The sequence below is a fragment of the Streptomyces xinghaiensis S187 genome, from assembly GCF_000220705.2.
Taxonomy (GTDB): domain Bacteria; phylum Actinomycetota; class Actinomycetes; order Streptomycetales; family Streptomycetaceae; genus Streptomyces; species Streptomyces xinghaiensis.
Genome location: NZ_CP023202.1, coordinates 2,759,376 through 2,780,811, shown reverse-complemented (window position 1 = coordinate 2,780,811; position 21,436 = coordinate 2,759,376). Strand labels below are relative to the sequence as shown.

Sequence of the window (21,436 nt, the reverse complement as noted above, 5' to 3'; positions counted from 1 at the left end):
GCCACCGCGCCTCAGCCCTCCCGCTGTTCGCCGGCCGCGCCGGGGGCGCCGTTGGCGCCGCCGCTTCCGGGGCCTGTGGTGCCGTTCCCGGCGGTCGTGCCCGCCGTGCCCCCCGGGCTCGCCGTGCCGCCGGCACCCGCCGTGCCGGTGGGCGCTGCGGCGGCGCTGCGGCCCGCGCCGGGCCCGGGGGCCGGGGACGCGCCGGTGACACGGGGCTTGCGCGCCGGTGCCGTGGTGGCGGGCGCGGGCTCCTCGGGCCTGGTCCGTGCCGCCGGTGACACGGCGCCGGGGCGTCCGGCCCGTGCCGTGGTCCGCCGGGCGGCGGCACCGGCCGCCGCCGGAGCCGTGGCCGTGGAGGCCGCGGTCGCCGAGGGTGCCGCGGAGGCCGTCGCGGGGGCGGACGCCGTCCCGGGCCGGGCCGGGGGAGAGACCGCGGCCGCGCCGGGGTTCCGCCCCGCGCGCGACGCGCCACCGCCGGCCGGCGCCCGGCCCCCGGCTCGCGCCGCGCCCCCGGCCCGCCCCGGACCGTCCGGCGGACCCGCACCGCCCCCCGGCGGCAGCGGGGCGCCCGGGGCGCCGAACGGCAGCGCCCGTACCGTGTGCCGCTCCACCGGCGGTGCCTGGACGGGCAGTTCACGGCCCTCGATCAGCACCAGCGACGCCTGGTAGGCCACCGACAGCGAGTACGGCGTCTGGTGGAGCATCCCCCAGAGCTTGGAGGTCTCGTCGATGTCCATCTGGGTCGGGGTGAAGCGGACCTTCTGCACGGCGTCGGCCAGATCGCTGCCCGCCAGATGCGGGCGCTCGGCGGCCTGCGTGATCACGTCGCGCGGCAGCACCGGGATCTCGTGCAGCGTGCGCACCACGCATCCGATGAGCCGCTGCCCGACCAGCTCGGCCTCCTCCCCGTAGGCGCTGATCAGATAGTGCAGATCGAGCGCCGCCGCGGCCCGCTGGACGAGGGTGCCGTCGGAGGCCCGGGTCGGCAGGTCGTTGTTGCGCATCGAGGCGTTCGGCGTCACCTGGTAGCAGAAGACCGTGATGAGCGGGTCGGGCGGCGGCTCGGCCGGGGGCTTGCGGGGCTCGACGCGGACCGCCTCGTTGAACTCCGGTGTCAGGTTGTTCGCGATCAGGTGGGCCAGCGCCTGGGTGACCGTCGCGATGGCGAGTGCGTTGCTCATGCCTCAGCTCCTCCGTCCGCCGCGCGTCAGGTAGTCCTCCAGGCTCAGCGCCGGCGCGGGCCGGCCCGTACGGCCGGAACCGCCGCCCGCCCGCTCGCCGGGACGGGCCGCGCCCGCGGCGCTGACCTCCAGCCGGCCGATCTCCACATGCACGACCTGCTCCGTGCCCCGTCCCCGGCGCCGTCCGGCACCGGAGCGGGCGGCTTCCCGGGCCGCAGCCGTGTCCGCCTCGCGCGGGCGCGGCGGCACGGCGGCGGGGGGAGCGGCGACCACGCCCGGGGGGTGGGGCGCGGCCGCCGCGACCGTGGGTTCCGGCATGCCGGGGGCGGGCGCGGCGGGCGCGGCCCGCCGTTCCCGCCGCGGGGCCTCCCGCCCCGCCGGGCGCGGACCGGGTGCGAGCGGCGCGGCGGGCCGCAGCAGCGGCGCCGCGGGCCGCGCGGTGACCGGCGGCCCGGGCTCGCCGCGGGGCACCTCGGAGCGGACGACGGTGTGCCGGTCGGTCCGGACCTCGCGCTCCCGCCGGACCGTCTCGACCACCCCGCGGGCGGCCGGGGGCGCGGGCGCGGAGAGGAAACCGTCCTCGTCCTGCCCGGAGCCCGCCGGACGCAGCGACTCGACCCGCTCGAACGGGCCGGGCAGCCGGGGCCGCACCCGCGCCGGGGCGGCGGCGCCGGTCACCGTCCGTACGGGGGTGTGCCGGGCCAGCAGCCGGTCGAAGTAGTCGGGGTCAGCCATCTGCGCACAGCTCCAGGTAGTAGCGGCGCCGCAGCGGACTCAGCGCCAGGATCTCCGGCTCGCTCCAGCCGTAGGCGGTGGCGAGCAGGTGGACGTCGAGCAGCAGGTCCCGCGCCCAGGAGTCGAGTTCGGTCCAGAGGTAGGAGGCGATGTCCAGCTCGGCCGGGGTGGCCTCGCCGCACTCGGGGCAGGTGACGTGGAGCGTCACCTCGGCGGCCGGGTCGGCACGCTCGGCGGCCTCGGCGATCCGCCGCCGCACCCGCTCGGGCAGGACGTCGGGCAGCCGGTCCCCGGGGACCGGCTCGCCGTTCCGTGCCGCGGAGACGATGCAGCGGGCCAGCAGCATCCGCCGGGCCGGCGCGGCGGGGCCGGTGGAACCGGCGGAACCTTCCGCAGCGGCGGAGCCGTCGGGGGCACCACGCACGCCGCCCTCCCCACCGGAACCCGGATCCGGCGCTGTCCCGCCGTCCGCCGCCGCCCGGGCCACCGCCGCGAGATCGGCGACCGTGGGCAGCCGGAACTCGACCACCCAGCCGTCCTCCGCGACCCGCAACGGCTCCCCGGCCCGGGGCGGTTCACCGGGCAACCGCCCCGCGTCGAGGTCGAACTCCATCGACGTGCCGCAGGCACGGCACTCGATCCGCACCTCCATCCGCTCGCCGAAGAGCGCGCTCCGCAGCGCGAACAGATCCGTCTCCCGCTCGCCGACCGGCATCGCCAGCAGTTCGCCGGTGCCGGTCCCCGGGCGGGCCGCGCGGTGCAGCAGCAGGGCCCGCCCGGGGCCGTGCTGCGCGAGCCCCGCCTCCCACACGGCCAGCAGCTCCGCGGTCCCGGGCGGGTGCACCGTCCCGGGCCGCGGGGCTTCCGCCGGCGCCGTCGTCTCCATCACGCGGACCGCCCGGCGCTCAGACCGGGTTGGTGAAGGACGGCTCCGTCGGCTCCGGCACCTCGTAGTCCCGCTCCCAGCCCTCGCACTCCAGCTTGAGACTCTGGATCGCGACGGCGTTGGCGTTGGCGTCCAGCTCGCCCAGTACCTGGTACTCGCTGGGCCAGGCCCGGTAGAGCTTGTGCGAGACGGCCACCTGCCCGGCCTCGTTGAGGACCTGGATTACGATGTCCCGGCGGAAGTCGGCGAGCGACACCTCGGCGCCCAGCCCGGCCCCGACCTGCCAGACCTTGTTGGCCCAGCGGTCGAATTCCGGATCGTGGGTGACACCGCGTTCGAGGGTCACACCCTCGAATTCGGAACGCCCGGGCGATTTGCGCGGAGTGCTGGGGTCGCCGCCATTGCGGTGCTTGACCACTTCGGTGGTGCGCTTCAGCGGGCTGATTTTGCTGATGCCCGCGACCGTACGCCCGCCCCAGAGAACGAGGAACTTGAAATTCTTGTACGGGTCGAAGCGATGGGCGTTGATCTGAAACTCGGCCATCGGATTCCTAAATCTCGAACTGTCCGGCGATCTGCTGGATCTTGACGACCACGAACTCCGCGGGCCTGACCGGCGCGAATCCCACCACGACGTTCACCACGCCCTGTGCGATGTCCTGCTCGGTGGTGGTGTCCGCGTCGCATTTCACGTAGTACGCCTCGCGGGGAGTGCGGCCCTTGAACGCGCCCTGGCGGAACAGGGTGTGCAGGAACGACGAGGCGTCCAGCCGGATCTGCTGCCAGAGCTGTTCGCTGTTCGGCTCGAAGACCACCCACTGCAGCCCGCGGTGGAGGCTCTCCTCGATGTGCAGGGCGAGCCGCCGCACCGGTACGTACTTCCAGTCGCTGTCCAGGCCGTCCGCGCCCTCCAGGGTGCGGGCCCCCCAGACCAGCGGGCCGAGTACCGGGAAGGTGCGCAGGCAGTTGACGCCCAGCGGGTTGAGGAGGCCGCTCTCCCGGTCGGTGATCCGCACGGTCAGCGACCGCACGCCGGCCAGCCGGGCCTCCGTGCCCGCCGCCGCCTTCCACACCCCGCGCTCACCGTCCGTACGGGCGGTGACACCGGCCACGGCGCCGGACGGCGGGAAGGTGCGCAGCCGCCCGGTGAGCGGGTCGGTCAGCCGCACCTGCGGGAAGTACAGCGCCGCGTAGTCGCTGCGGACGGGGTCGAACGCGGCCAGCCCGGCCCGCGCCCGGTCCACGCTGGTCCAGGACGCCGGGGCGTCGACCAGCAGGAAGATCCGCCGTTCCTCGCAGAGCGCCACCGCCGCCGAGATGACCGTGACCATGTCCTCGGTGGACTCGTACGCCGCCAGCTCGGGCAGGGACAGCAGGTTGACGTCGTCGGCGTCGCGCAGCGCGTGCAGCCCCGTCTTGAGGTCCTCGCTCCCGATGAGGTCCCGCGGTCCGGGCGGATCGCCGTCCGCCCCGCCGGTGAGCGGGAAGACGGGCGGGTTGACCGAGCCCTCCAGGCCCAGGTCGTTGGCGCACTCGCCGAGGAACCTGACGGTGTCGCGGGGGTCCGCGGACCCGGCGACCACCTGGATCCGGTCGCCGAAGGCGGTGGCCTCGGCCCGGGCGAAGGCCCGCTTGCCGGGCGCGTCGGGCAGCGCCCGCAGCTTCCGCTCCAGCAGCAGGGCGAGTTCGGTGACGGTCACCGGGGCCGGGCCGTCCACCGCGGGGTCGTACAGGGTGAAGCTGCGCTCCGTCTTGCCGATCTTGACGGTCAGTTCGACGGCGGGGTCGGGCAGTTCGGCCCCGAACGGCTTCGACACCGTGCCGGAGGGGTCGGGCCGGCCCTCGCCGGTGACCCTGACCCGCACCAGCTCCGAGCCCTCGTTCACCACGGTCTCCACGTAACGCCCGTGACCGGGGTGCATGGAGAGACCGGTGTAGCTCTCCCGGGCCTCGCCGTTCGCGTCGGCGATCCGCAGATTGAAGGTCTCGTCCGGGCGCCGGGTGTCGTGGTCGACGAACACCCGCAGGCCGGAGCCCCAGACGCCGGCCTCCCGGGCGGTGACCCGGAGCACCGGGCGGGCGCTGCCGTCCTCGGTGGACTCGAGCGTGACCTCGGCCTCCTCCCCGGAGCCGGAGGCGGCCACGCGCACGATCACCGCGGCGGAGCCGCCGTTGCCGAAGAACTGGTGGACGGCGTGGCCGACCGCGCTGCGGGCGGTGAGACCACCGAAGCGGCGTTCGAAGTCGGCGAAACTGGTGATCCGCACCGGCTGGTTGAGCGGCCCTCGGCGGGTGTGCCCGACGAAGGCGGTCACCGAGGTGGTGACCGCGCCGATGGTGCGGACGCTACTGGGAAGTTCCTCGATGTATACGCCGGGATGGGCCGTTCGCACCGGCATTCCCTCCATTCCCTTCGCGCACCAAGAGATGAGAAGAAGGGATGAAGGAGTTGTGTACGGCCCATGAACGCACGCGCACGTTCTCCGTCCCCCCGACGCACACCCCGCGCGATTTTCGGTACCGCGCGCCCAGGCGTTAATTGCCTGTGGCTCTTGGTGCATGAGTGCCACTTGGAGTCTGGGCGCCCCGTCAAGTGAGGGTCAAGGACGGTTTCCGGCCTTTCCGCGAAGCGGATGGCACCGTTCCGCCAGCCATGCCAAGGCGGTGAATCAGGGCATTTTCCGGGGCCGGAGCGGAAGTGGGTGATCAATGCCGTGGCGGAATTCAATGTTCCGGGAATCGGATTAAGTCGAAAGGGTGAGGGTGTCGGCGCGCCGGTTTGTGTACCGGAAGGCGAAAAATGAGCGCTTTGGCCATGGGTCGCGGGATCACCGGCAGCTGTACAAGGTGTGAAAGAGCCGTATACGGCCCGGCGAGAGAAGGACCGGCGGGCTTGTCGGATGCCGACGGCGCCCACCCGGGAGCGCTCCAGCGGCGCCGATCGCGACGGCCGCGGGGCGGCCCGGTCCGGGGCAGGCCGCGCACCCGACGACCGAGGCGACCGAGACGACAGAGACGAGCGAGGCGAGCGAGAAGAGGGGAGGGGAGGGGGAGGGGAGGGGAGGCGAACGCCTGAGGCCCGGAGCGGGGGCGGGAAAAGGCGCCCGGCACCGGCCTCCACCGCTGGTGCCGGGCGCCGCCCGGTCGGCGCAGCCGCCCCGGGCGAGGCCACTGTCGCCGATGCCGGGGATATCCCCGGTACGGCGCGCCGCCACTCTTGTGATCTGTGACTGTAATCACCGCGCACATGTGATCTGCGATTTAGGGCGCTCCGGCGGACGGCGATAACCTGCGGGACGGACATGCCGCGTACCGGCCAGTGTGTGCGCCTCCCAGTGACCGCGTCGTCACGCTGCCCCTGCGGCACGCCCATGCAGACAACGCACCGCAATCACCACGACAGCGGTATCGAGACGCAAAGGGACGGACGCGCGTGGACCTGTTCGAGTATCAGGCGAGGGACCTCTTCGCCAAGCACGGTGTACCGGTGCTGGCCGGTGAAGTGATCGACACGCCTGAGGCGGCGCGCGAGGTGACCGAGCGTCTCGGCGGCCGCGCGGTCGTCAAGGCGCAGGTCAAGGTCGGTGGCCGCGGCAAGGCCGGCGGCGTGAAGCTGGCCAAGGACCCGGCCGACGCGGTCGAGAAGGCCGGCCAGATCCTGGGCATGGACATCAAGGGCCACACGGTCCACAAGGTGATGCTGGCCCAGACCGCGGAGATCAAGGAGGAGTACTACGTCTCCTTCCTGCTGGACCGCACCAACCGCACCTTCCTGGCCATGGCCTCCGTCGAGGGCGGCATGGACATCGAGGAGGTCGCGGCCACCAAGCCCGAGGCCCTCGCCAAGGTCCCGGTGGACGCCAACGAGGGCGTGACCCCCGAGAAGGCCCGCGAGATCGTCGAGGCGGCGAAGTTCCCCGCCGACGTGGCGGACCAGATCGCCGAGATCCTGCAGACCCTGTGGAAGGCGTTCATCGCCGAGGACGCCCTGCTCGTCGAGGTCAACCCGCTGGCCAAGACCGGTGACGACGGCAAGGTCCTGGCGCTGGACGGCAAGGTGTCCCTGGATGCCAACGCCGACTTCCGCCAGCCGGACCACGCGGCGCTGGAGGACAAGGCCGCGGCCGACCCGCTGGAGGCCGCCGCCAAGGCCAAGGGCCTCAACTACGTCAAGCTCGACGGCGAGGTCGGCATCATCGGCAACGGCGCCGGTCTCGTGATGAGCACCCTGGACGTCGTCGCGTACGCCGGTGAGGCGCACAACAACGTCAAGCCCGCCAACTTCCTCGACATCGGCGGCGGCGCCTCCGCCGAGGTGATGGCGAACGGCCTGGAGATCATCCTGGGCGACCCGGCCGTCAAGTCCGTCTTCGTCAACGTCTTCGGCGGCATCACCGCCTGCGACGCGGTCGCCAACGGCATCGTGCAGGCCCTGGAGCTGCTCAAGTCCAAGGGCGAAGAGGTCGACAAGCCGCTGGTCGTGCGGCTCGACGGCAACAACGCGGAGCTGGGTCGCAAGATCCTCTCCGACGCGAACCACCCGCTGGTCCAGCAGGTGGACACCATGGACGGTGCGGCCGACCGTGCCGCCGAGCTGGCTGCTAAGTAAAGGGAACGGGTCACCAACACCATGGCTATCTTCCTCACCAAGGAAAGCAAGGTCATCGTCCAGGGGATGACCGGCTCCGAGGGCCAGAAGCACACCAAGCGGATGCTTGCCTCGGGTACGAACATCGTCGGCGGCGTGAACCCGCGCAAGGCCGGCACCACGGTCGACTTCGACGGCACCGAGGTGCCCGTCTTCGGCTCCGTCAAGGAGGCCATGGAGGCCACCGGCGCGGACGTCACGGTCATCTTCGTTCCGCCGAAGTTCGCCAAGGACGCGGTCGTCGAGGCGATCGACGCCGAGATCGGCCTCGCCGTCGTCATCACCGAGGGCATCGCGGTGCACGACACCGCCGCGTTCTGGGCCCACGCCGGTGCCCGGGGTCACAAGACCCGCATCGTCGGCCCCAACTGCCCGGGCCTCATCTCCCCCGGACAGTCGAACGCCGGCATCATCCCGGCCGACATCACCAACGCCGGCCGCATCGGCCTGGTCTCGAAGTCCGGCACGCTGACGTACCAGATGATGTACGAGCTGCGCGACCTCGGCTTCTCCTCGGCCGTCGGCATCGGTGGCGACCCGGTCATCGGCACCACGCACATCGACGCCCTGGCCGCCTTCGAGGCCGACCCCGACACCGACCTGATCGTGATGATCGGTGAGATCGGCGGCGACGCCGAGGAGCGGGCCGCGGAGTACATCAAGGCGAACGTGACCAAGCCGGTCGTCGGCTACGTCGCCGGGTTCACCGCGCCCGAGGGCAAGACCATGGGCCACGCCGGCGCCATCGTGTCGGGCTCCTCCGGCACCGCGCAGGCGAAGAAGGAGGCCCTGGAGGCCGCGGGCGTGAAGGTCGGCAAGACCCCGTCCGAGACGGCCCGCCTGGCGCGCACCGCCCTCGCCGGCTGATCTCCGGCCCGCCGCACGGCTGTACGGCCGCGCGGCCGGCGTTCCCCAGGGCGCCGGTCCCCCCTCCGGGCGGGAGCCGGCGCCCTGCGGCATGTCCGGAACCGCCGCGGGCGCCCCGTGCCCGGGACCGTCCGGTCGGGCCGGACGCGCACACGACACAGCGAATATTTGCGGCTAACCGGATATACCGGATGCCGCTTGGCAGCATGGCCGTGTGAGCCGACCGATCGCCGACCCCGGCCTGCTGCCCCTCCCCGCCCGCGACCACTCCGCCGCCCCGCCCGTCCCGGCCGGCGAGCGCCTCCGCACCGCCGGAGCCGGGGTGGCGGGCGGCGCGGTCGCGGCCGGGCTGGGGGTGGGCGTGCCCGCCGTGGTGGTGCTCGCCCACTGGATCGTCTCGGCCGACACCGGCACCGGACCCGAGGGCGCGCTGCGGACCGCAGCCGCCCTCTGGCTCCTCGGCCACGGCGTGGAACTCCTCCGCGCCACCGGGGCGGACGGCGGTACGGCGCCCGTGGGCCTGCCGCCGCTGCTGGTCGGGCTGCTGCCGGTGTGGCTGCTGTTCCGCTCGGCGCGGCGGGCCACCGAGGAGGCGGAGCAGGCGGAGGCGGCGGAATCCGCCGCGCTCGCGGAGGCGGCCCTGGCGGCGCGCATCGCACGGACGGAGTTCGCCGGACCGCGAGGAACGACCGGCGACCGGGACGCGGCACGGGACGGGGCGCCGCAGAGCGGAGAGCTGCCGCACCCGCCCGCGTACAGCGCGTTCGGCGCACTCGGCTGGCTCTGCGCCGGCTACCTCCTCGTCGGACTCGGCGCCGCCCTGTACGCCGGCGAGGGGCCGCTGCGGGCCGTGCCGGCCGAGGTGCTGCCCCGGCTCGGTGCCGTCTGCGCCGTGACGGTGCTCTGCGGCACCTGGGCCTCCGGCGGCCTGGCCGAGCGGCGGCTGCCCGCCGGCGTGCGCGCCGCTCTGCACCGGCTGCCGCGCGCCGTGCGCGCCCCGTTCGGCTATCCGGGGGCGGGGGCCGGGCCGCGGGCGGCGGCTCTGGCGGTCGGGGTGCTCCTGTGCGGCGGTGCGCTGCTCACGGCCGGCTCCCTCGCCGTACACGGTGCCGAGGCGCGGGACGCGCTGCTCGCCCTCGACGGAACGGTGCCCGGCCGGGCCGCCGTCCTGCTGCTCTGCCTGGCCCTGGCGCCCAACGCCGCCGTCTGGGCCGCGGCCTACGGACTGGGGCCCGGCTTCACGGCCGGTGCCGGGAGCACCGTCACCGCCCTCGCCACCACGGGCTACCCGGAGCTGCCGCGCTTCCCCCTCCTCGCCGCGCTCCCGGCCGAGGGCCCCGGTTCCCCGCTGACCTGGGCCGCCGGCGCGGTCCCCGTGGCGGCGGGGATCGCCCTCGGCCGGCGCGCGGCCCTCGCCGCGTACCGGGCGCGGGCGGCGGGGCGGCCCGTCCCCGCGTGGTGGCAGACGCCGTTGACCGCCCTCTACGGGGCGGTGGTCTGCGGGCTCGCGATGACGCTGATCGCGGCCGTGTCCGGCGGCACCCTGGGCACCGGCGCGCTGGCCCGGCTCGGTCCCGACGCCTGGCGGACCGGAGCGGCCGCAGCCGCCTGGACGGGCGCGCTGGGGCTGCCCACCGCGCTCGTGCTCCACGGCTGGTGGCTGCGGAAGAGCCGGTGGCGCGGCACGGGCCCGGACGCCGTCACCGCCGCGGCCTGACGGGCCGGGACCCCGGGCGGACCGCCGGACCGGCGGAAAGCGCGCGGGCTCTTCGGAAGATCCGGGAGAGGCCCCGAGGCCCCGGAGAGGCCCGGGAAGGGCTGGTGCCCCCGGATCAGTCCGGGACGCCGAGGAGGGGGCGGAGGCGCTCGGGGAGGAGTTCCTCGCACTGCTGCTGGGACGAGCGGGTCAGGGCGTCGTCCACACAGGTGTAGTAGTCGCGGTAGACGATCTGGAAGGTGTAGGTCGTCGCCACGACGGCCAGGGCGAGGCTGCCCGTGACCAGCCCGCTGACCGCCGCGCTCTTCTGCGACTTGGCCCCGTAACCGCCGTTCTGCGACGGGGACTTGGCAGGTCCGGCGGCCGGGGTCGCGGCGGTGTCCGGCGTGCCCGACACGTCCTCCGGGCGGGCGGCCGCGGTACGGGACGCCGGACTCTCCGGGCGCTGCGCCCTGCCCCGCAGGGAGCTGATGCCCCAGTACAGGGCGAGGGAGCCCAGCAGCAGGGCGATCTCGGGCAGGCTGAACAGGGCGAGGATGAACCCCCACATGCCCGCGACCATCGCGTACCGGGCGCGCCGCTGATTCGGGTCCGTCGGGTCCCAGCGCAGCTCGCCGGGACCGCCCGGGCCCTCGGAGCGGCCCGGCCCGTCCTGGCGTCCGCCGCCGAAACCGCCGCTCTGGCGGCCCGGCTGGCGGCTGCTCCACCGGGAGCTGCCCCAGGAGGGGCGCCGGCCGCCGTCCTCGCCGCCGCCCCGGCCCTCGCCGCGCCCGCCGCGGGGCCGCCACTCCTGGTCGGGGCGGCCCTCCGGCGGCGGCGCGAAGGGGTTGTCGGGCTCGCCGGCCCGGCCATCGGAAGGCCGGTCGCCGCCGGTCCGGTCGCCGTCTGCCCGGTCGCCGCCCGCGGTCCCGCGGTCCGTGCCCGGCTCCGGCGTTCCGGCCGTTCCGCCGTCACCGCCGCTGCCGCGCGCGTCATGTCCGTCGCGTCCGTCACGTCCGTCCCGCCCGCCGGAGGCCGGGGACGCCGACGCCGGGGGGCGTTCGCGCAGGAGCGGGGTGGGGAACGGCGGGAGGCTGGGAGTCGCGCGGAGGCGTCGGTCCGGCATCTGGAGTGTTGTCTTCCCTCGTGTCGTCGTCCGGGCCGCGGGCCCGCGTCGGCGGATTCGGCCCTCGGAGTGACGTCGGTGTCTGAGACGCACGCTACCTCCCGCGCGCGCCCCCGTCCCGCGGGGGCTGCCCGCGGTGCCGGTATCGTGGCCCGTGGTCGGCGGCTTCGTAGGGTCTTCCGGACACCAGGATGCTCCTCGCTTGTGCGACCCCACAAACCTGCGCCCCTCGAGAGAGAGTTCCGCCGTGTCCTCGCCCCCTCCCAGCGCCCGCTCCCGGACTCCGGACGGGGGCCGGCCCGCCCGGCTGGTGGTGCTGGTCTCCGGCTCCGGTACGAATCTCCAGGCGCTGCTCGACGCGGTCGCGGCCGCCCCGGACGGCTCGTACGGCGCCGAGATCGTCGCCGTCGGCGCCGACCGCGACGGCATCGCCGGCCTGGAGCGCGCCGAGCGCGCCGGGCTGCCGACGTTCGTCTGCCGCCTCGGCGACCACCCGGACCGGGCCGCCTGGGACCGGGCGCTCACCGAGGCCACCGCCCGCTTCGCACCGGACCTCGTGGTCTCGGCGGGTTTCATGAAAATCGTGGGCAAGGAATTCCTCGCCCGGTTCGGGGGGCGGTTCATCAACACCCACCCCGCGCTGCTCCCCAGCTTCCCCGGCGCCCACGCCGTGCGCGACGCCCTCGCGTACGGGGTCAGGGTGACCGGCTGCACCGTCCACTTCGTCGACGACGGCGTCGACACCGGACCGGTCATCGCCCAGGGCGTGGTCGAGGTCCGGGACGAGGACCACGAGGACGGGGGAGCGGCGCTCCATGAGCGGATCAAGGAAGTCGAACGACGGCTGCTCGTCGATGTCGTGGGGCGCCTGGCCCGCAACGGCTATCGCATCGAGGGACGAAAGGTACAGATCCCATGACCACTCCTGAAGGCCTCGCGGGCCCCGCGGGCCTCCACGGCCCCGACGGCACGCAGCGGCCCATCCGCCGCGCGCTGGTCAGCGTCTACGACAAGACCGGCCTGGAGGAGCTGGCCCGTGGGCTGCACGAGGCCGGGGTCGAGCTGGTCTCCACCGGCTCCACGGCCGGGCGGATCGCCGCCGCCGGCGTGCCCGTCACCAAGGTCGAGGAGCTGACCGGCTTCCCCGAGTGCCTGGACGGGCGCGTCAAGACCCTGCACCCCCGGGTGCACGCCGGCATCCTCGCCGACCTGCGGCTGGAGGAGCACCGCAAGCAGCTCGCCGAGCTGGAGGTGGAGCCCTTCGAACTGGTCGTCGTCAACCTCTACCCGTTCCGGGAGACCGTGGCCTCCGGCGCGACCCCCGACGAGTGCGTCGAGCAGATCGACATCGGCGGGCCGTCCATGGTGCGTGCCGCCGCCAAGAACCACCCCTCGGTCGCCGTGGTCACCAGCCCCGCGCGCTACGGGGACGTCCTCGCCGCCGCCCGCGACGGCGGCTTCGGCCTGGACGCGCGCAAGCGGCTCGCGGCCGAGGCGTTCCAGCACACCGCCGCCTACGACGTCGCCGTCGCCTCCTGGTTCACCGGCACCTACGCCCCCGAGCACGCGGAGAACGTCACCGCGCTGCCCGAGTTCCTCGGCGAGACCTGGCGCCGCAAGAGCACCCTCCGCTACGGCGAGAACCCGCACCAGTCCGCCGCCCTCTACACCGACGGCACCCCCGAGGGGATCGCCAACGCCGAGCAGCTGCACGGCAAGGAGATGTCCTTCAACAACTACGTCGACACCGAGGCCGCCCGCCGCGCCGCCCACGACCACGACGAGCCCTGCGTGGCGATCATCAAGCACGCCAACCCCTGCGGCATCGCCGTCGGCGCCGACGTGGCCGAGGCACACCGCAAGGCGCACGCCTGCGACCCGCTGTCCGCCTTCGGCGGCGTGATCGCCGTCAACCGCCCGGTGTCCGTGGCGATGGCCGAGCAGGTCGCGGAGATCTTCACCGAGGTCGTGGCCGCCCCGGCGTACGAGGACGGCGCCGTCGAGGTGCTGGCCCGCAAGAAGAACATCCGGGTGCTGCGCGTCGGGGGCGCCCCGGGCCGGGCGAACGAGCTGCGGCCGGTCTCCGGCGGTGTGCTCCTCCAGCACGGCGACCGCCTCCAGGCCGAGGGCGACCTGCCCGAGACGTGGACCCGGGTCTCCGGGGACGCGCTGGACGAGGCCGGGCTGGCCGAACTGGCCTTCGCCTGGCGGGCCTGCCGCGCCGTGAAGTCCAACGCCATCCTGCTCGCCAAGGGCGGCGCGACCGTCGGCGTCGGCATGGGCCAGGTCAACCGCGTCGACTCCGCGAAGCTCGCGGTGCAGCGGGCCGGCGCGGAGCGGGCGGCCGGCGCGTACGCCGCCTCCGACGCCTTCTTCCCGTTCCCGGACGGCCTGGAGGTGCTGCTGGAGGCCGGTGTCACCGCCGTGGTCCAGCCGGGCGGCTCCGTCCGCGACGAGCAGGTGACCGAGGCGGCGAAGGCCGCCGGCGTCACGATGTACCTCACCGGGACCCGGCACTTCTTCCACTGAGCCGGCCCGCCCCCGCGCCCCGGGCCCGTACGCCCCGGGCCCGTACGCCCCGGGCCCGTACGCCCCGGGCCCGTACGCCCCGGGCCCGTACGCCCCGGGGCGCGCGGCCCGGGGCCGGCCGCCGGTGCCGCGCCCCGCACCACCGCCCGTACCCCCGCGGGCCCCCGCCCCGTCGCGGCGGACCACATTGGCCACCGCCGCCGGTCATCCGGGAGGATGAAGCCATGACTGCCCAGATTCTCGACGGCAAGGCCACCGCGGCCGCGATCAAGTCCGAACTCGCCACCCGCGTCGCGGAGCTCAGGTCCCGCGGCGTGACGCCCGGGCTCGGCACCCTCCTCGTCGGCGACGACGTCGGCAGCCAGAAGTACGTCGCCGGGAAGCACCGCGACTGCGCGCAGGTCGGTATCGCCTCCATCCAGCGCGAACTCCCCGCGACCGCCACGCAGGAGGAGATCGAGGCCGTCGTACGGGAGCTCAACGCGGACCCGGCCTGCACCGGCTACATCGTCCAGCTCCCGCTGCCCAAGGGCATCGACACCGGCCGCGTCCTGGAGCTGATCGACCCCGCCAAGGACGCCGACGGCCTCGCCCCGATGAGCCTGGGCAAGCTGGTGCTCAACCAGGAGGCCGCCCTGCCCTGCACCCCCAACGGCATCCTGGCGCTGCTGCGCCGCCACGGCGTGGAGACCAAGGGCGCGCATCTGACCGTCGTCGGCCGCGGGATGACCGTCGGCCGCTCCATCGGCCTGCTGTTCACGCGCCGCGAGGTCAACGCGACCGTGACCCTCTGCCACACCGGCACCCGCGACCTCTCCGCGCAGCTCCGGCAGGCCGACATCATCGTCGCCGCCGCTGGGGCGCCGCACATCGTCCGGCCCGAGGACGTCAAGCCGGGCGCGGCCGTCCTGGACGTCGGCGTCAGCCGGGACGAGAGCGGGAAGATCGTCGGCGACGTGCACCCGGACGTGGCGGAGGTCGCGGGCTGGGTGGCGCCGAACCCGGGCGGTGTCGGCCCGATGACCCGCGCGCTGCTGCTGCAGAACGTCGTGGAGGCCGCCGAACGGCAGGCCGGGGTCCGGGACACCGCGGACCATGCGGGCTGAGGCCGCCGTGGAGAGCCGCGAGGCGGACGGGAACGCCGGGACGGAGGGGAACCACGGGACGGACGGGAACCACGGGACGGAGGGGAACACCGGCCCGGGCAGGGGTTCCGGACCGGGCCGCAGCCGCCGCTTCCCCCGCTTCACCCGGAGCACCGCCCGTCCCGAGGGCGGCGGCCGTGCGGCGCCGGGCGACGCGCCGGCCCCGGTACGGCAGTGGCCGCTGCTGTCGGTGCTGGGCGGCACCGCGGTCGGCCTGATCCTCGTAGCCTTCGGCGTCTCCCGGGTCGGCACCCTGCTCATCGGGCTCTCGCTGCTCGCCGGCGCGGTGCTGCGGTGGGCGCTGCCGTCGGTGGGGATGCTGGCCGTGCGGTCCCGCTTCACGGACATGGTGACCTACGGCGTGCTGGGCGCCCTCATCTCGCTGCTGGCCCTGATGTCGCTCCCCGACCCCTGGCTGGAGATCCCCTGGCTGGAGAAGATCATCCGCTTCGCCGTGCGCTGACCCAGCCCCCGTACCTCGGACGGCGGTCCGTCCTCTCCCCCGTGAGAGGACGGGCCGCCGCCGTGTGCGGGAGGGGCCGCCGCGGCCTGTGTGCCGCGCGGCGCTCTCCGGGTCTCCGGGCCCGTTCCCGCGATGGATTCCCCCGGAGCGATGCGGGCGGTGCGGACGGTGCCGGTGGCGCTGGTGGGTCGGGTGGTCAGGGTGGTTCCGTTGGGCCGGGTGGGGGCGGCGCGGGGTGGACCGCGCCGCCCTTGTCGCACAACCGATAGTGCGGGCCATTCCTCAGCGGCACCACGCCTGCCCGCCGACGGGGGCGATCGTGGGACGACACCCGCCCCCACCTGCTGGGACGCCGCCCGGAACGGTACGGAGCGGGGACGCGCCCGGGCACGGGACCCTGACCGGAACCCGTCGGTTCGGATGCCGGGCGGAGAAACCCCGCGCTCCGCCGCCAAGTTCTCGGGCGTGGTGGGGGATAACCTCCCTCCGGGGCTCCGGACGCGGATGAGGTGGAGCATGTCGCGTTGGAAGCAGTTGCCGGACACGCTCGACGAGCGCACGCGGCAGCTGGTGGTGCAGTTGAGACGGCTCAAGGACCGCAGCGGGCTGAGCCTGGTCTCGCTCGGACGGAAGACCGCGTACAGCCGCTCCTCCTGGGAGCGCTATCTCAACGGGAAGGCGCTGCCGCCGCGTCAGGCGGTGGAGCAGCTCGCCCGGCTCGGCGGTACCGACCCCACCCGGCTGCTGGTGCTCCACGAACTGGCCGAGGCGGCCGGACGCCGGACCGCCGGAGCCCCGGCGGCCGGGAGCACCGGCGCGGAGGACGGCGCAGCGGGGGGCGGCCCGGCGGGGGACGGCGCGGCGGGAGACGGCGGAGCGCGGGACAGCCCGGCAGGAGACGCACCGGCGGAGGACGGCACGGCCCGGGCGGCCTCTGCCGTACCGCACCCGGGCGGGCCGGAGGACCCGCTCCCCGGCCCGGGCCCGGATCCGGCCCGCGCGCCGGAGCCCACCCGGCGCCGCCGCCTGCGCGTACCCGTGGTGGCCGGCCTCGCCGTGGCCGCCGTGGCCGCCGGGACCGCGCTGCTGGTCGCCGCGCCCTGGGAGGGCGGGGACACCCCGGCCGCTCCCGGCGCGGCCGTTTCCTCCACCCCGGCGGAGCCCTCCGCCCGGGCGCACGACGGCCCGTTCGTCTACGAGCCGGGACGCACCTACCGCTGCGACGTGCGCCGGGAGAACGGCCTCCTCGGCGCCGGGCACAGCGCGACCCGCGACGCGGTGCTCCAGGACTCCACCACCGGGTGGGACGTCGTCGAGGCCCAGTGCCTGCTGAAGCACCACGGCTTCTCCCCGGGCGGCATCGACGGCATCTACGGCGATCTCACCGCCCGGGCCGTCAAACGGATCCAGGACGAGCACGGACTCGTGGTCGACGGCAAGGTCGGCCCGCACACCTGGGGAGTGCTGCGCGGATGACCGGGACCCAGGGGTCTCCTCGCTCGCCCGGACCGGGGCGTGCGCCCGCCGCCCGGCCGCCCGGCCTGGCCCCCGAATGCGCCCGTCTGGCCGAGGAGTTGCGGGAGCTTCGGAAGGGGACGGGGCTCAGCCTCGCGGCGCTCGCGGAGCGCACCCCGTACAGCAAGTCCTCCTGGGAGCGGTACCTCAACGGGAAGAAACAGGTGCCGCGGCAGGCCGTGGAAGCCCTCTGCCGGCTCGCGGGGGAGCGCCCGGAGCGGCTGCTGGTGCTCTGGGACCTGGCCGACGCCGAGTGGAGCGGCCGCGGGGCCTTCGGCTCGGCGGCCCCGTGCCCACCGCGTGCCACGCGCACCCCGCGAGGCCGGACGGCCGGGGCGCGGGCCGGCACGGAGGGGCCCGGAACGGCGGCGGAGGCCGGCCGGCCGCCGGGTACCGCGCGGGGCGGGGCGGACGGCGCCGGGGCGGCACCGGGGGAGGCCGCCGGAGCGGAGCCGCGGCGGGCCGCGGCCGAGCCGTCCACCGGCACACCCACCGGCGCCCCCGCCGGGACATCCGCGGAGACGGCCGGAGGCACGGCGGCCGGCGGCAGCGCGGCCGGGAGAACACGGACGACCGGGAGGGCCGGGGAAGCGGTCGCGGTCCGGCCGGAGGCGCCGGGCCCGGGCAGCCGCCCGCTCCGTCCGCTCCGATGGCCGCCCGCGGCGCGGTGGCGGACCGCGGTCGTCGCCGCGGTCGGCGCGATCGCGGCCGTCGCGGGCGCGCTGGCCCTGGGCGGTGTCCTGCCCGACGGTGCCGGGGGGCAGGCGGCCGCGGGACCGGGCAGCTCCGCCTCCGCGTCGCCGAGCCTGCCGCCGCCGGGCTGCCGGGGAGCGGCGTGCGACGGGAAGGACCCGGAGAGCATGGGCTGCGGGATCGCCGTGCGGACGCTCGGCGGTCACCGCACGGCCGGGGGCGCGGGCATGGAGATCCGCTACAGCGAACGGTGCGGTGCCGCCTGGGCCCGGATCTGGCAGTCGGGCGTCGGTGACCGGATCCGGATCACCGCCCCGGGCGGCCGGTTCCAGCAGGCCACCGTGGCCGACCGGTACGACGCCGAGAGCTATCTCTACACGCCGATGATCGGGGCCGGGGAGCGGTCGGCCCTCCGCGCCTGTCTGCTCCCGGCCACGGGAGGGCAGCGCGAGTGCTTCGGCACGGCCGGGGACGGGGACACGACCGGGGACGGGGCCGCCGGTGCTGGCACGACCTGACCGGTACGGCTCCGGCTCCCCGCGCCACCGCGGACGGCGGAGCCCGTCCCCTCCCCCGGGCCGGGACGAGCTCCGCCTGGCTCAGAGCCTCTTCGTCCGCGTGTTCGGGAACAAGAGACGAGGGTGCTCTGTGGCTCGGAAGTGACCGTTCCGGCACGCCGTGATCACGCTGTGCGGGCTGTGTCGGCAGTCGGTAACGGTCCCGCACGGCCGCGCCGGGCCGCGCCCCGGCCCCGTATCCGCCCGGCCCCACGGCCCAACCCCTCCCGACCGGGACGGATACGGGCGTACCGCCGCCGGCGCGGGACGTCGTCCCGGGCGCCCGCGTCCCGAACGGGGGACACCCGTGTCGCAGCCGCGGGGGAACTGACATCCTGATCCCGAACATCCTTGACGGCAGGCGGTGTTGTGCTGGGAGGCCAGACCGCGGCCGGGTACTTGTGCACACGCGGGGGGAACAGGGGGAGGCAATGCCTCGTTGGAAGGTGCTGCCGGAGGAACTGGACCCGCAAATACGGGAGTTCACCGGACAGCTCCGCCGGATCGTCGAGCTCAGCGGTCTGGGGGTCGGGTCCGTCGCGGACCGTACCGGCTACAGCAAGACCTCGTGGGACCGTTACCTGAACGGCCGTCTGCTGCCGCCGCTGGGCGCGGTGGTGGCGCTGGCCGAGGTGACGGGTTACGCCACCGGGCCGCTCACGGCCCAGTGGGAACGGGCCGAGGCGGCCTGGGCCCGCGCCGAGGCCGGTCACGATCCCGCCGCGGAACAACGGCAGGCGCCGCCGCCCGGGCAGTCCGCGCCCGGGCAGCCGGCTCCCGGCGGCGCGGCGGCCGGACCCACGGCGCCCGGAGTGCCCTCGCGCGGCCGGCCGGCTCCCGGGCGGGGAACGCCCGGACACCCGGCCGCTCCCGACGAGCCCGGGCACCCGACCCCCGACACCGTCGCGCTGTCCGTCGTGACGGCCCCGGGGGCCGGGCCGGGCGGGGGCCGCGAGGCACGCTCCGGCGACACGGGCTCCGGCGGTACGGGCTCCGGCGGCGCCCGGCGCCTGCTGCTGTTCGGCCTCGGACTGGCCGGGGCGCTGGCCGTGACCGCCGGTGCCGTGTTCTTCCTCGACCTCGGCGACGGGGCCCCGGCGGACGGCAAGGCCCGGGTCGCCACCACGCCGACACCCACTCCGGAGCCGACGGAACTCCCCGAGGGCGTGAACTGCTCGGGCGACGCCTGCACGGGCGAGGACCCGGAGGAGCAGGGCTGCGGCGGTGAGTACGCCCGCACCGTCACGGAGGTCCGCGTCGGCGCGGCGTTCGTCGAGATGCGGCACAGCGAGGTCTGCGGCGCGGTCTGGGCACGGATCACCGAGGCGGCCGCCGGCGACTCGGTGCGGGTCGCCGTGGGGCAGCAGAGCGAGAGCGCCGAGGTCGCCGCGGGGAGCGGGGGACAGCCCGGGGTGACGGAGGCGTACACCCTGATGGTGGCCGCCGGCGAGCCGGCCGACGCCGAGGTCTGCGGCACCACGGTGGCCGGTGAGAAGGGCTGCGCGCGTCCCAGCGGCGAGGACGGCTCCGGGACCTCCGCCCCGCCGGGTTCCGGGACCTCCACCCCGCCGGGCGGCACCGGGTCGGGCACGTCGCAGACCCAGGGCGGCCCGACCGCCGCGGGGTAGCCGACCTCGCCCCCGTCCACGGCGCCGCCGCGGACGGGGGCGGCAGCCGTTCACCCATGGGCGAGCCGTTCACCCATGGGTCGGCCGTTCACCCGTGGGCCCGCCGTTCAGCCGCGAGGACGGGACCGTCACCGCACCGGTGGCGGTCCGTCCGCTTCTTTCCGCCCTCCGCGGTGCATGGGTCCGCCGCTCGGGGGCAGGCGACCGACAACCCCCCACGGGTGCGGCACACCCCCTTGGCGGCCGTTCGTCTCCCCCCCTCCTCGACGAGCGGCCGCCCCCGCCGCCCCACCCCGCGCCCCCGCACCCCGTACTCCGCGCCGCCGCCCCGTCACCGCCGCGCCGGTACAGCCGCAGGGCGCGGCTCCAGCACCCGGCGCACCCCCCGTACCCACCCCCGTGCGTCCCCCGCCCCGCGGGCCGTGAGCCGGGACACACAGGGGCGGCAGGGCCCCGCGGACCCGCGGTCGGATAGCCTGACGCCGGTCTCCCGCACCTTGCTTTTCCCGGGCACAACCGGGCCGGGAGGCCGAAGATCACATGGGGCAGGGACACCCACCACGACCCGCAGCAGGAGATCGCACATGACTCGCACTCCCGTCAATGTCACCGTCACCGGCGCGGCCGGGCAGATCGGCTACGCGCTGCTCTTCCGTATCGCCTCCGGTCACCTCCTCGGCGCGGACGTGCCGGTCAAGCTGCGCCTCCTGGAGATTCCGCAGGGGCTCAAGGCCGCCGAGGGCACCGCGATGGAGCTCGACGACTGCGCCTTCCCGCTGCTGCGCGGCATCGAGATCACCGATGACCCGAACGTGGCCTTCGACGGCGCGAACGTGGGCCTCCTCGTCGGCGCCCGCCCCCGGACCAAGGGCATGGAGCGCGGTGACCTGCTGGAGGCCAACGGCGGCATCTTCAAGCCCCAGGGCAAGGCGATCAACGATCACGCGGCGGACGACGTCAAGGTCCTCGTCGTCGGCAACCCGGCCAACACCAACGCGCTCATCGCGCAGGCCGCCGCCCCGGACGTACCGGCCGAGCGCTTCACCGCGATGACCCGCCTGGACCACAACCGCGCCATCTCGCAGCTCGCGGCGAAGACCGGCGCCGCGGTCTCCGACATCAAGAAGCTGACGATCTGGGGCAACCACTCCGCCACCCAGTACCCGGACATCTTCCACGCGGAGATCGCCGGCAAGAACGCCGCCGAGACCGTGAACGACGAGGCCTGGCTCGCCGACACCTTCATCCCGACCGTGGCCAAGCGCGGTGCCGCGATCATCGAGGCCCGGGGCGCGTCCTCGGCCGCCTCGGCCGCCAACGCCGCCATCGACCACGTCCACACCTGGGTCAACGGCACCGCCGAGGGCGACTGGACCTCCATGGGCATCCCGTCGGACGGCTCCTACGGTGTCCCGGAGGGCCTGATCTCCTCCTTCCCGGTCACCTGTGAGGGCGGCGCCTACAAGATCGTCCAGGCTCTGGACATCAACGAGTTCTCCCGCACCCGCATCGACGCCTCGGTGCGGGAGCTGGCGGAGGAGCGCGACGCGGTGCGCGGTCTCGGCCTGCTCTGATCTCCCGCCCCGCCCCGCCCCGCCCCGCCCCGCCCCGGCCCGCGGCCGGTACGGAGCCTGGCGACGGCCCGTCGCCGGTCTGTCACGGACCGGCGACGGGCCGTCGTCCGTCAGGGGCCTTAACCGAACCGTAAGTGAGGAAAAACACTCAGCGTTAAGTTTTCCGCATACTTTTCGGCCAAGGGGGGATGGT

17 protein-coding genes are annotated in these 21,436 nt (G+C 75.1%); 11 read left to right on the top strand and 6 right to left on the bottom strand.

From position 1 onward, the window contains the following. Positions 1-11 precede the first annotated feature (11 nt). The 5 genes from SXIN_RS11805 to SXIN_RS11785 are packed head-to-tail and all read right to left on the bottom strand — an operon-like array spanning position 12 to position 5,201. Complete coding sequence (locus SXIN_RS11805; protein ID WP_095756964.1) at positions 12-1,181, bottom strand: Pvc16 family protein; 1,170 nt, start codon at positions 1,179-1,181, stop codon at positions 12-14. 3 nt (positions 1,182-1,184) lie between these two features. Continuing rightward, a complete protein-coding gene (locus SXIN_RS11800) occupies positions 1,185-1,916 on the bottom strand; it encodes a hypothetical protein (protein WP_095756963.1) in 732 nt (243 codons plus the stop codon). After that, positions 1,909-2,802: a T4 family baseplate hub assembly chaperone gene (locus tag SXIN_RS11795; RefSeq protein WP_238153960.1), complete on the bottom strand. Its 894-nt coding sequence runs from the start codon at positions 2,800-2,802 to the stop codon at positions 1,909-1,911. Before SXIN_RS11795 ends, SXIN_RS11800 begins: the two co-directional genes overlap by 8 nt. Before the next feature lie 19 nt (positions 2,803-2,821). Next, complete coding sequence (locus tag SXIN_RS11790; protein WP_019710451.1) at positions 2,822-3,346, bottom strand: phage tail protein; 525 nt, start codon at positions 3,344-3,346, stop codon at positions 2,822-2,824. Between the two features lie 7 nt (positions 3,347-3,353). Next, positions 3,354-5,201: a phage tail sheath C-terminal domain-containing protein gene (locus tag SXIN_RS11785; protein ID WP_019710450.1), complete on the bottom strand. Its 1,848-nt coding sequence runs from the start codon at positions 5,199-5,201 to the stop codon at positions 3,354-3,356. Positions 5,202-6,235: 1,034 nt separating this feature from the next. Here SXIN_RS11785 and sucC point away from each other — a divergent pair. The 3 genes from sucC to SXIN_RS11770 all read left to right on the top strand — a co-directional run bounded on the left by sucC (position 6,236) and on the right by SXIN_RS11770 (position 10,034). After that, positions 6,236-7,411 (top strand): ADP-forming succinate--CoA ligase subunit beta, encoded by a 1,176-nt coding sequence (gene sucC / locus SXIN_RS11780; protein WP_019710449.1) that lies wholly within the window; start codon positions 6,236-6,238, stop codon positions 7,409-7,411. Between the two features lie 21 nt (positions 7,412-7,432). Next, a complete protein-coding gene (sucD, locus tag SXIN_RS11775; RefSeq protein WP_019710448.1) occupies positions 7,433-8,317 on the top strand; it encodes a succinate--CoA ligase subunit alpha in 885 nt (294 codons plus the stop codon). Between the two features lie 214 nt (positions 8,318-8,531). Continuing rightward, positions 8,532-10,034: a cell division protein PerM gene (locus tag SXIN_RS11770; RefSeq protein ID WP_095756962.1), complete on the top strand. Its 1,503-nt coding sequence runs from the start codon at positions 8,532-8,534 to the stop codon at positions 10,032-10,034. Between the two features lie 115 nt (positions 10,035-10,149). On the opposite strand, the gene SXIN_RS11765 is transcribed toward SXIN_RS11770, so the two are convergent. Beyond that, the gene (locus SXIN_RS11765) at positions 10,150-11,139 is read right to left on the bottom strand and encodes a hypothetical protein (protein WP_095756961.1); all 990 of its coding nucleotides are present in this window, start codon (positions 11,137-11,139) and stop codon (positions 10,150-10,152) included. Between the two features lie 247 nt (positions 11,140-11,386). Between SXIN_RS11765 and purN the strand changes: the two genes are divergently transcribed. The 8 genes from purN (at position 11,387) to SXIN_RS11725 (ending at position 21,243) form a co-directional block, all read left to right on the top strand. After that, the gene (gene purN, locus SXIN_RS11760; protein WP_095756960.1) at positions 11,387-12,058 is read left to right on the top strand and encodes a phosphoribosylglycinamide formyltransferase; all 672 of its coding nucleotides are present in this window, start codon (positions 11,387-11,389) and stop codon (positions 12,056-12,058) included. After that, a complete protein-coding gene (gene purH / locus SXIN_RS11755; RefSeq protein WP_019710446.1) occupies positions 12,055-13,668 on the top strand; it encodes a bifunctional phosphoribosylaminoimidazolecarboxamide formyltransferase/IMP cyclohydrolase in 1,614 nt (537 codons plus the stop codon). The genes purN and purH overlap by 4 nt, the downstream gene beginning before the upstream one ends. Positions 13,669-13,892: 224 nt before the next feature. Continuing rightward, complete coding sequence (locus SXIN_RS11750; RefSeq protein ID WP_019710445.1) at positions 13,893-14,774, top strand: bifunctional methylenetetrahydrofolate dehydrogenase/methenyltetrahydrofolate cyclohydrolase; 882 nt, start codon at positions 13,893-13,895, stop codon at positions 14,772-14,774. Continuing rightward, a complete protein-coding gene (locus tag SXIN_RS11745) occupies positions 14,764-15,276 on the top strand; it encodes a DUF3017 domain-containing protein (protein WP_019710444.1) in 513 nt (170 codons plus the stop codon). The genes SXIN_RS11750 and SXIN_RS11745 overlap by 11 nt, the downstream gene beginning before the upstream one ends. A gap of 516 nt (positions 15,277-15,792) precedes the next feature. Beyond that, positions 15,793-16,752, top strand: coding sequence for a peptidoglycan-binding protein (locus tag SXIN_RS11740; protein ID WP_095756959.1), 960 nt, complete (start codon positions 15,793-15,795; stop codon positions 16,750-16,752). Then, on the top strand, positions 16,749-18,002 hold the full coding sequence (locus tag SXIN_RS11735; protein ID WP_095756958.1) for a helix-turn-helix domain-containing protein: 1,254 nt from the start codon (positions 16,749-16,751) through the stop codon (positions 18,000-18,002). The genes SXIN_RS11740 and SXIN_RS11735 overlap by 4 nt, the downstream gene beginning before the upstream one ends. A 470-nt stretch (positions 18,003-18,472) precedes the next feature. Continuing rightward, on the top strand, positions 18,473-19,669 hold the full coding sequence (locus SXIN_RS11730; protein ID WP_095756957.1) for a helix-turn-helix domain-containing protein: 1,197 nt from the start codon (positions 18,473-18,475) through the stop codon (positions 19,667-19,669). Positions 19,670-20,253: 584 nt separating this feature from the next. Next, positions 20,254-21,243: a malate dehydrogenase gene (locus SXIN_RS11725; protein ID WP_019710442.1), complete on the top strand. Its 990-nt coding sequence runs from the start codon at positions 20,254-20,256 to the stop codon at positions 21,241-21,243. Positions 21,244-21,436 lie beyond the last annotated feature (193 nt).

Bases quoted from the DNA above. Each gene is read 5' to 3' on its own strand.
- SXIN_RS11805 (WP_095756964.1), bottom strand. From the start codon at position 1,181: ATGAGCAACGCACTCGCCATCGCGACGGTCACCCAGGCGCTGGCCCAC.
- SXIN_RS11800 (WP_095756963.1), bottom strand. From the start codon at position 1,916: ATGGCTGACCCCGACTACTTCGACCGGCTGCTGGCCCGGCACACCCCC.
- SXIN_RS11795 (WP_238153960.1), bottom strand. From the start codon at position 2,802: ATGGAGACGACGGCGCCGGCGGAAGCCCCGCGGCCCGGGACGGTGCAC.
- SXIN_RS11790 (WP_019710451.1), bottom strand. From the start codon at position 3,346: ATGGCCGAGTTTCAGATCAACGCCCATCGCTTCGACCCGTACAAGAAT.
- SXIN_RS11785 (WP_019710450.1), bottom strand. From the start codon at position 5,201: ATGCCGGTGCGAACGGCCCATCCCGGCGTATACATCGAGGAACTTCCC.
- sucD (WP_019710448.1), top strand. From the start codon at position 7,433: ATGGCTATCTTCCTCACCAAGGAAAGCAAGGTCATCGTCCAGGGGATG.
- SXIN_RS11765 (WP_095756961.1), bottom strand. From the start codon at position 11,139: ATGCCGGACCGACGCCTCCGCGCGACTCCCAGCCTCCCGCCGTTCCCC.
- purH (WP_019710446.1), top strand. From the start codon at position 12,055: ATGACCACTCCTGAAGGCCTCGCGGGCCCCGCGGGCCTCCACGGCCCC.
- SXIN_RS11750 (WP_019710445.1), top strand. From the start codon at position 13,893: ATGACTGCCCAGATTCTCGACGGCAAGGCCACCGCGGCCGCGATCAAG.
- SXIN_RS11745 (WP_019710444.1), top strand. From the start codon at position 14,764: ATGCGGGCTGAGGCCGCCGTGGAGAGCCGCGAGGCGGACGGGAACGCC.
- SXIN_RS11740 (WP_095756959.1), top strand. From the start codon at position 15,793: ATGTCGCGTTGGAAGCAGTTGCCGGACACGCTCGACGAGCGCACGCGG.
- SXIN_RS11735 (WP_095756958.1), top strand. From the start codon at position 16,749: ATGACCGGGACCCAGGGGTCTCCTCGCTCGCCCGGACCGGGGCGTGCG.
- SXIN_RS11730 (WP_095756957.1), top strand. From the start codon at position 18,473: ATGCCTCGTTGGAAGGTGCTGCCGGAGGAACTGGACCCGCAAATACGG.
- SXIN_RS11725 (WP_019710442.1), top strand. From the start codon at position 20,254: ATGACTCGCACTCCCGTCAATGTCACCGTCACCGGCGCGGCCGGGCAG.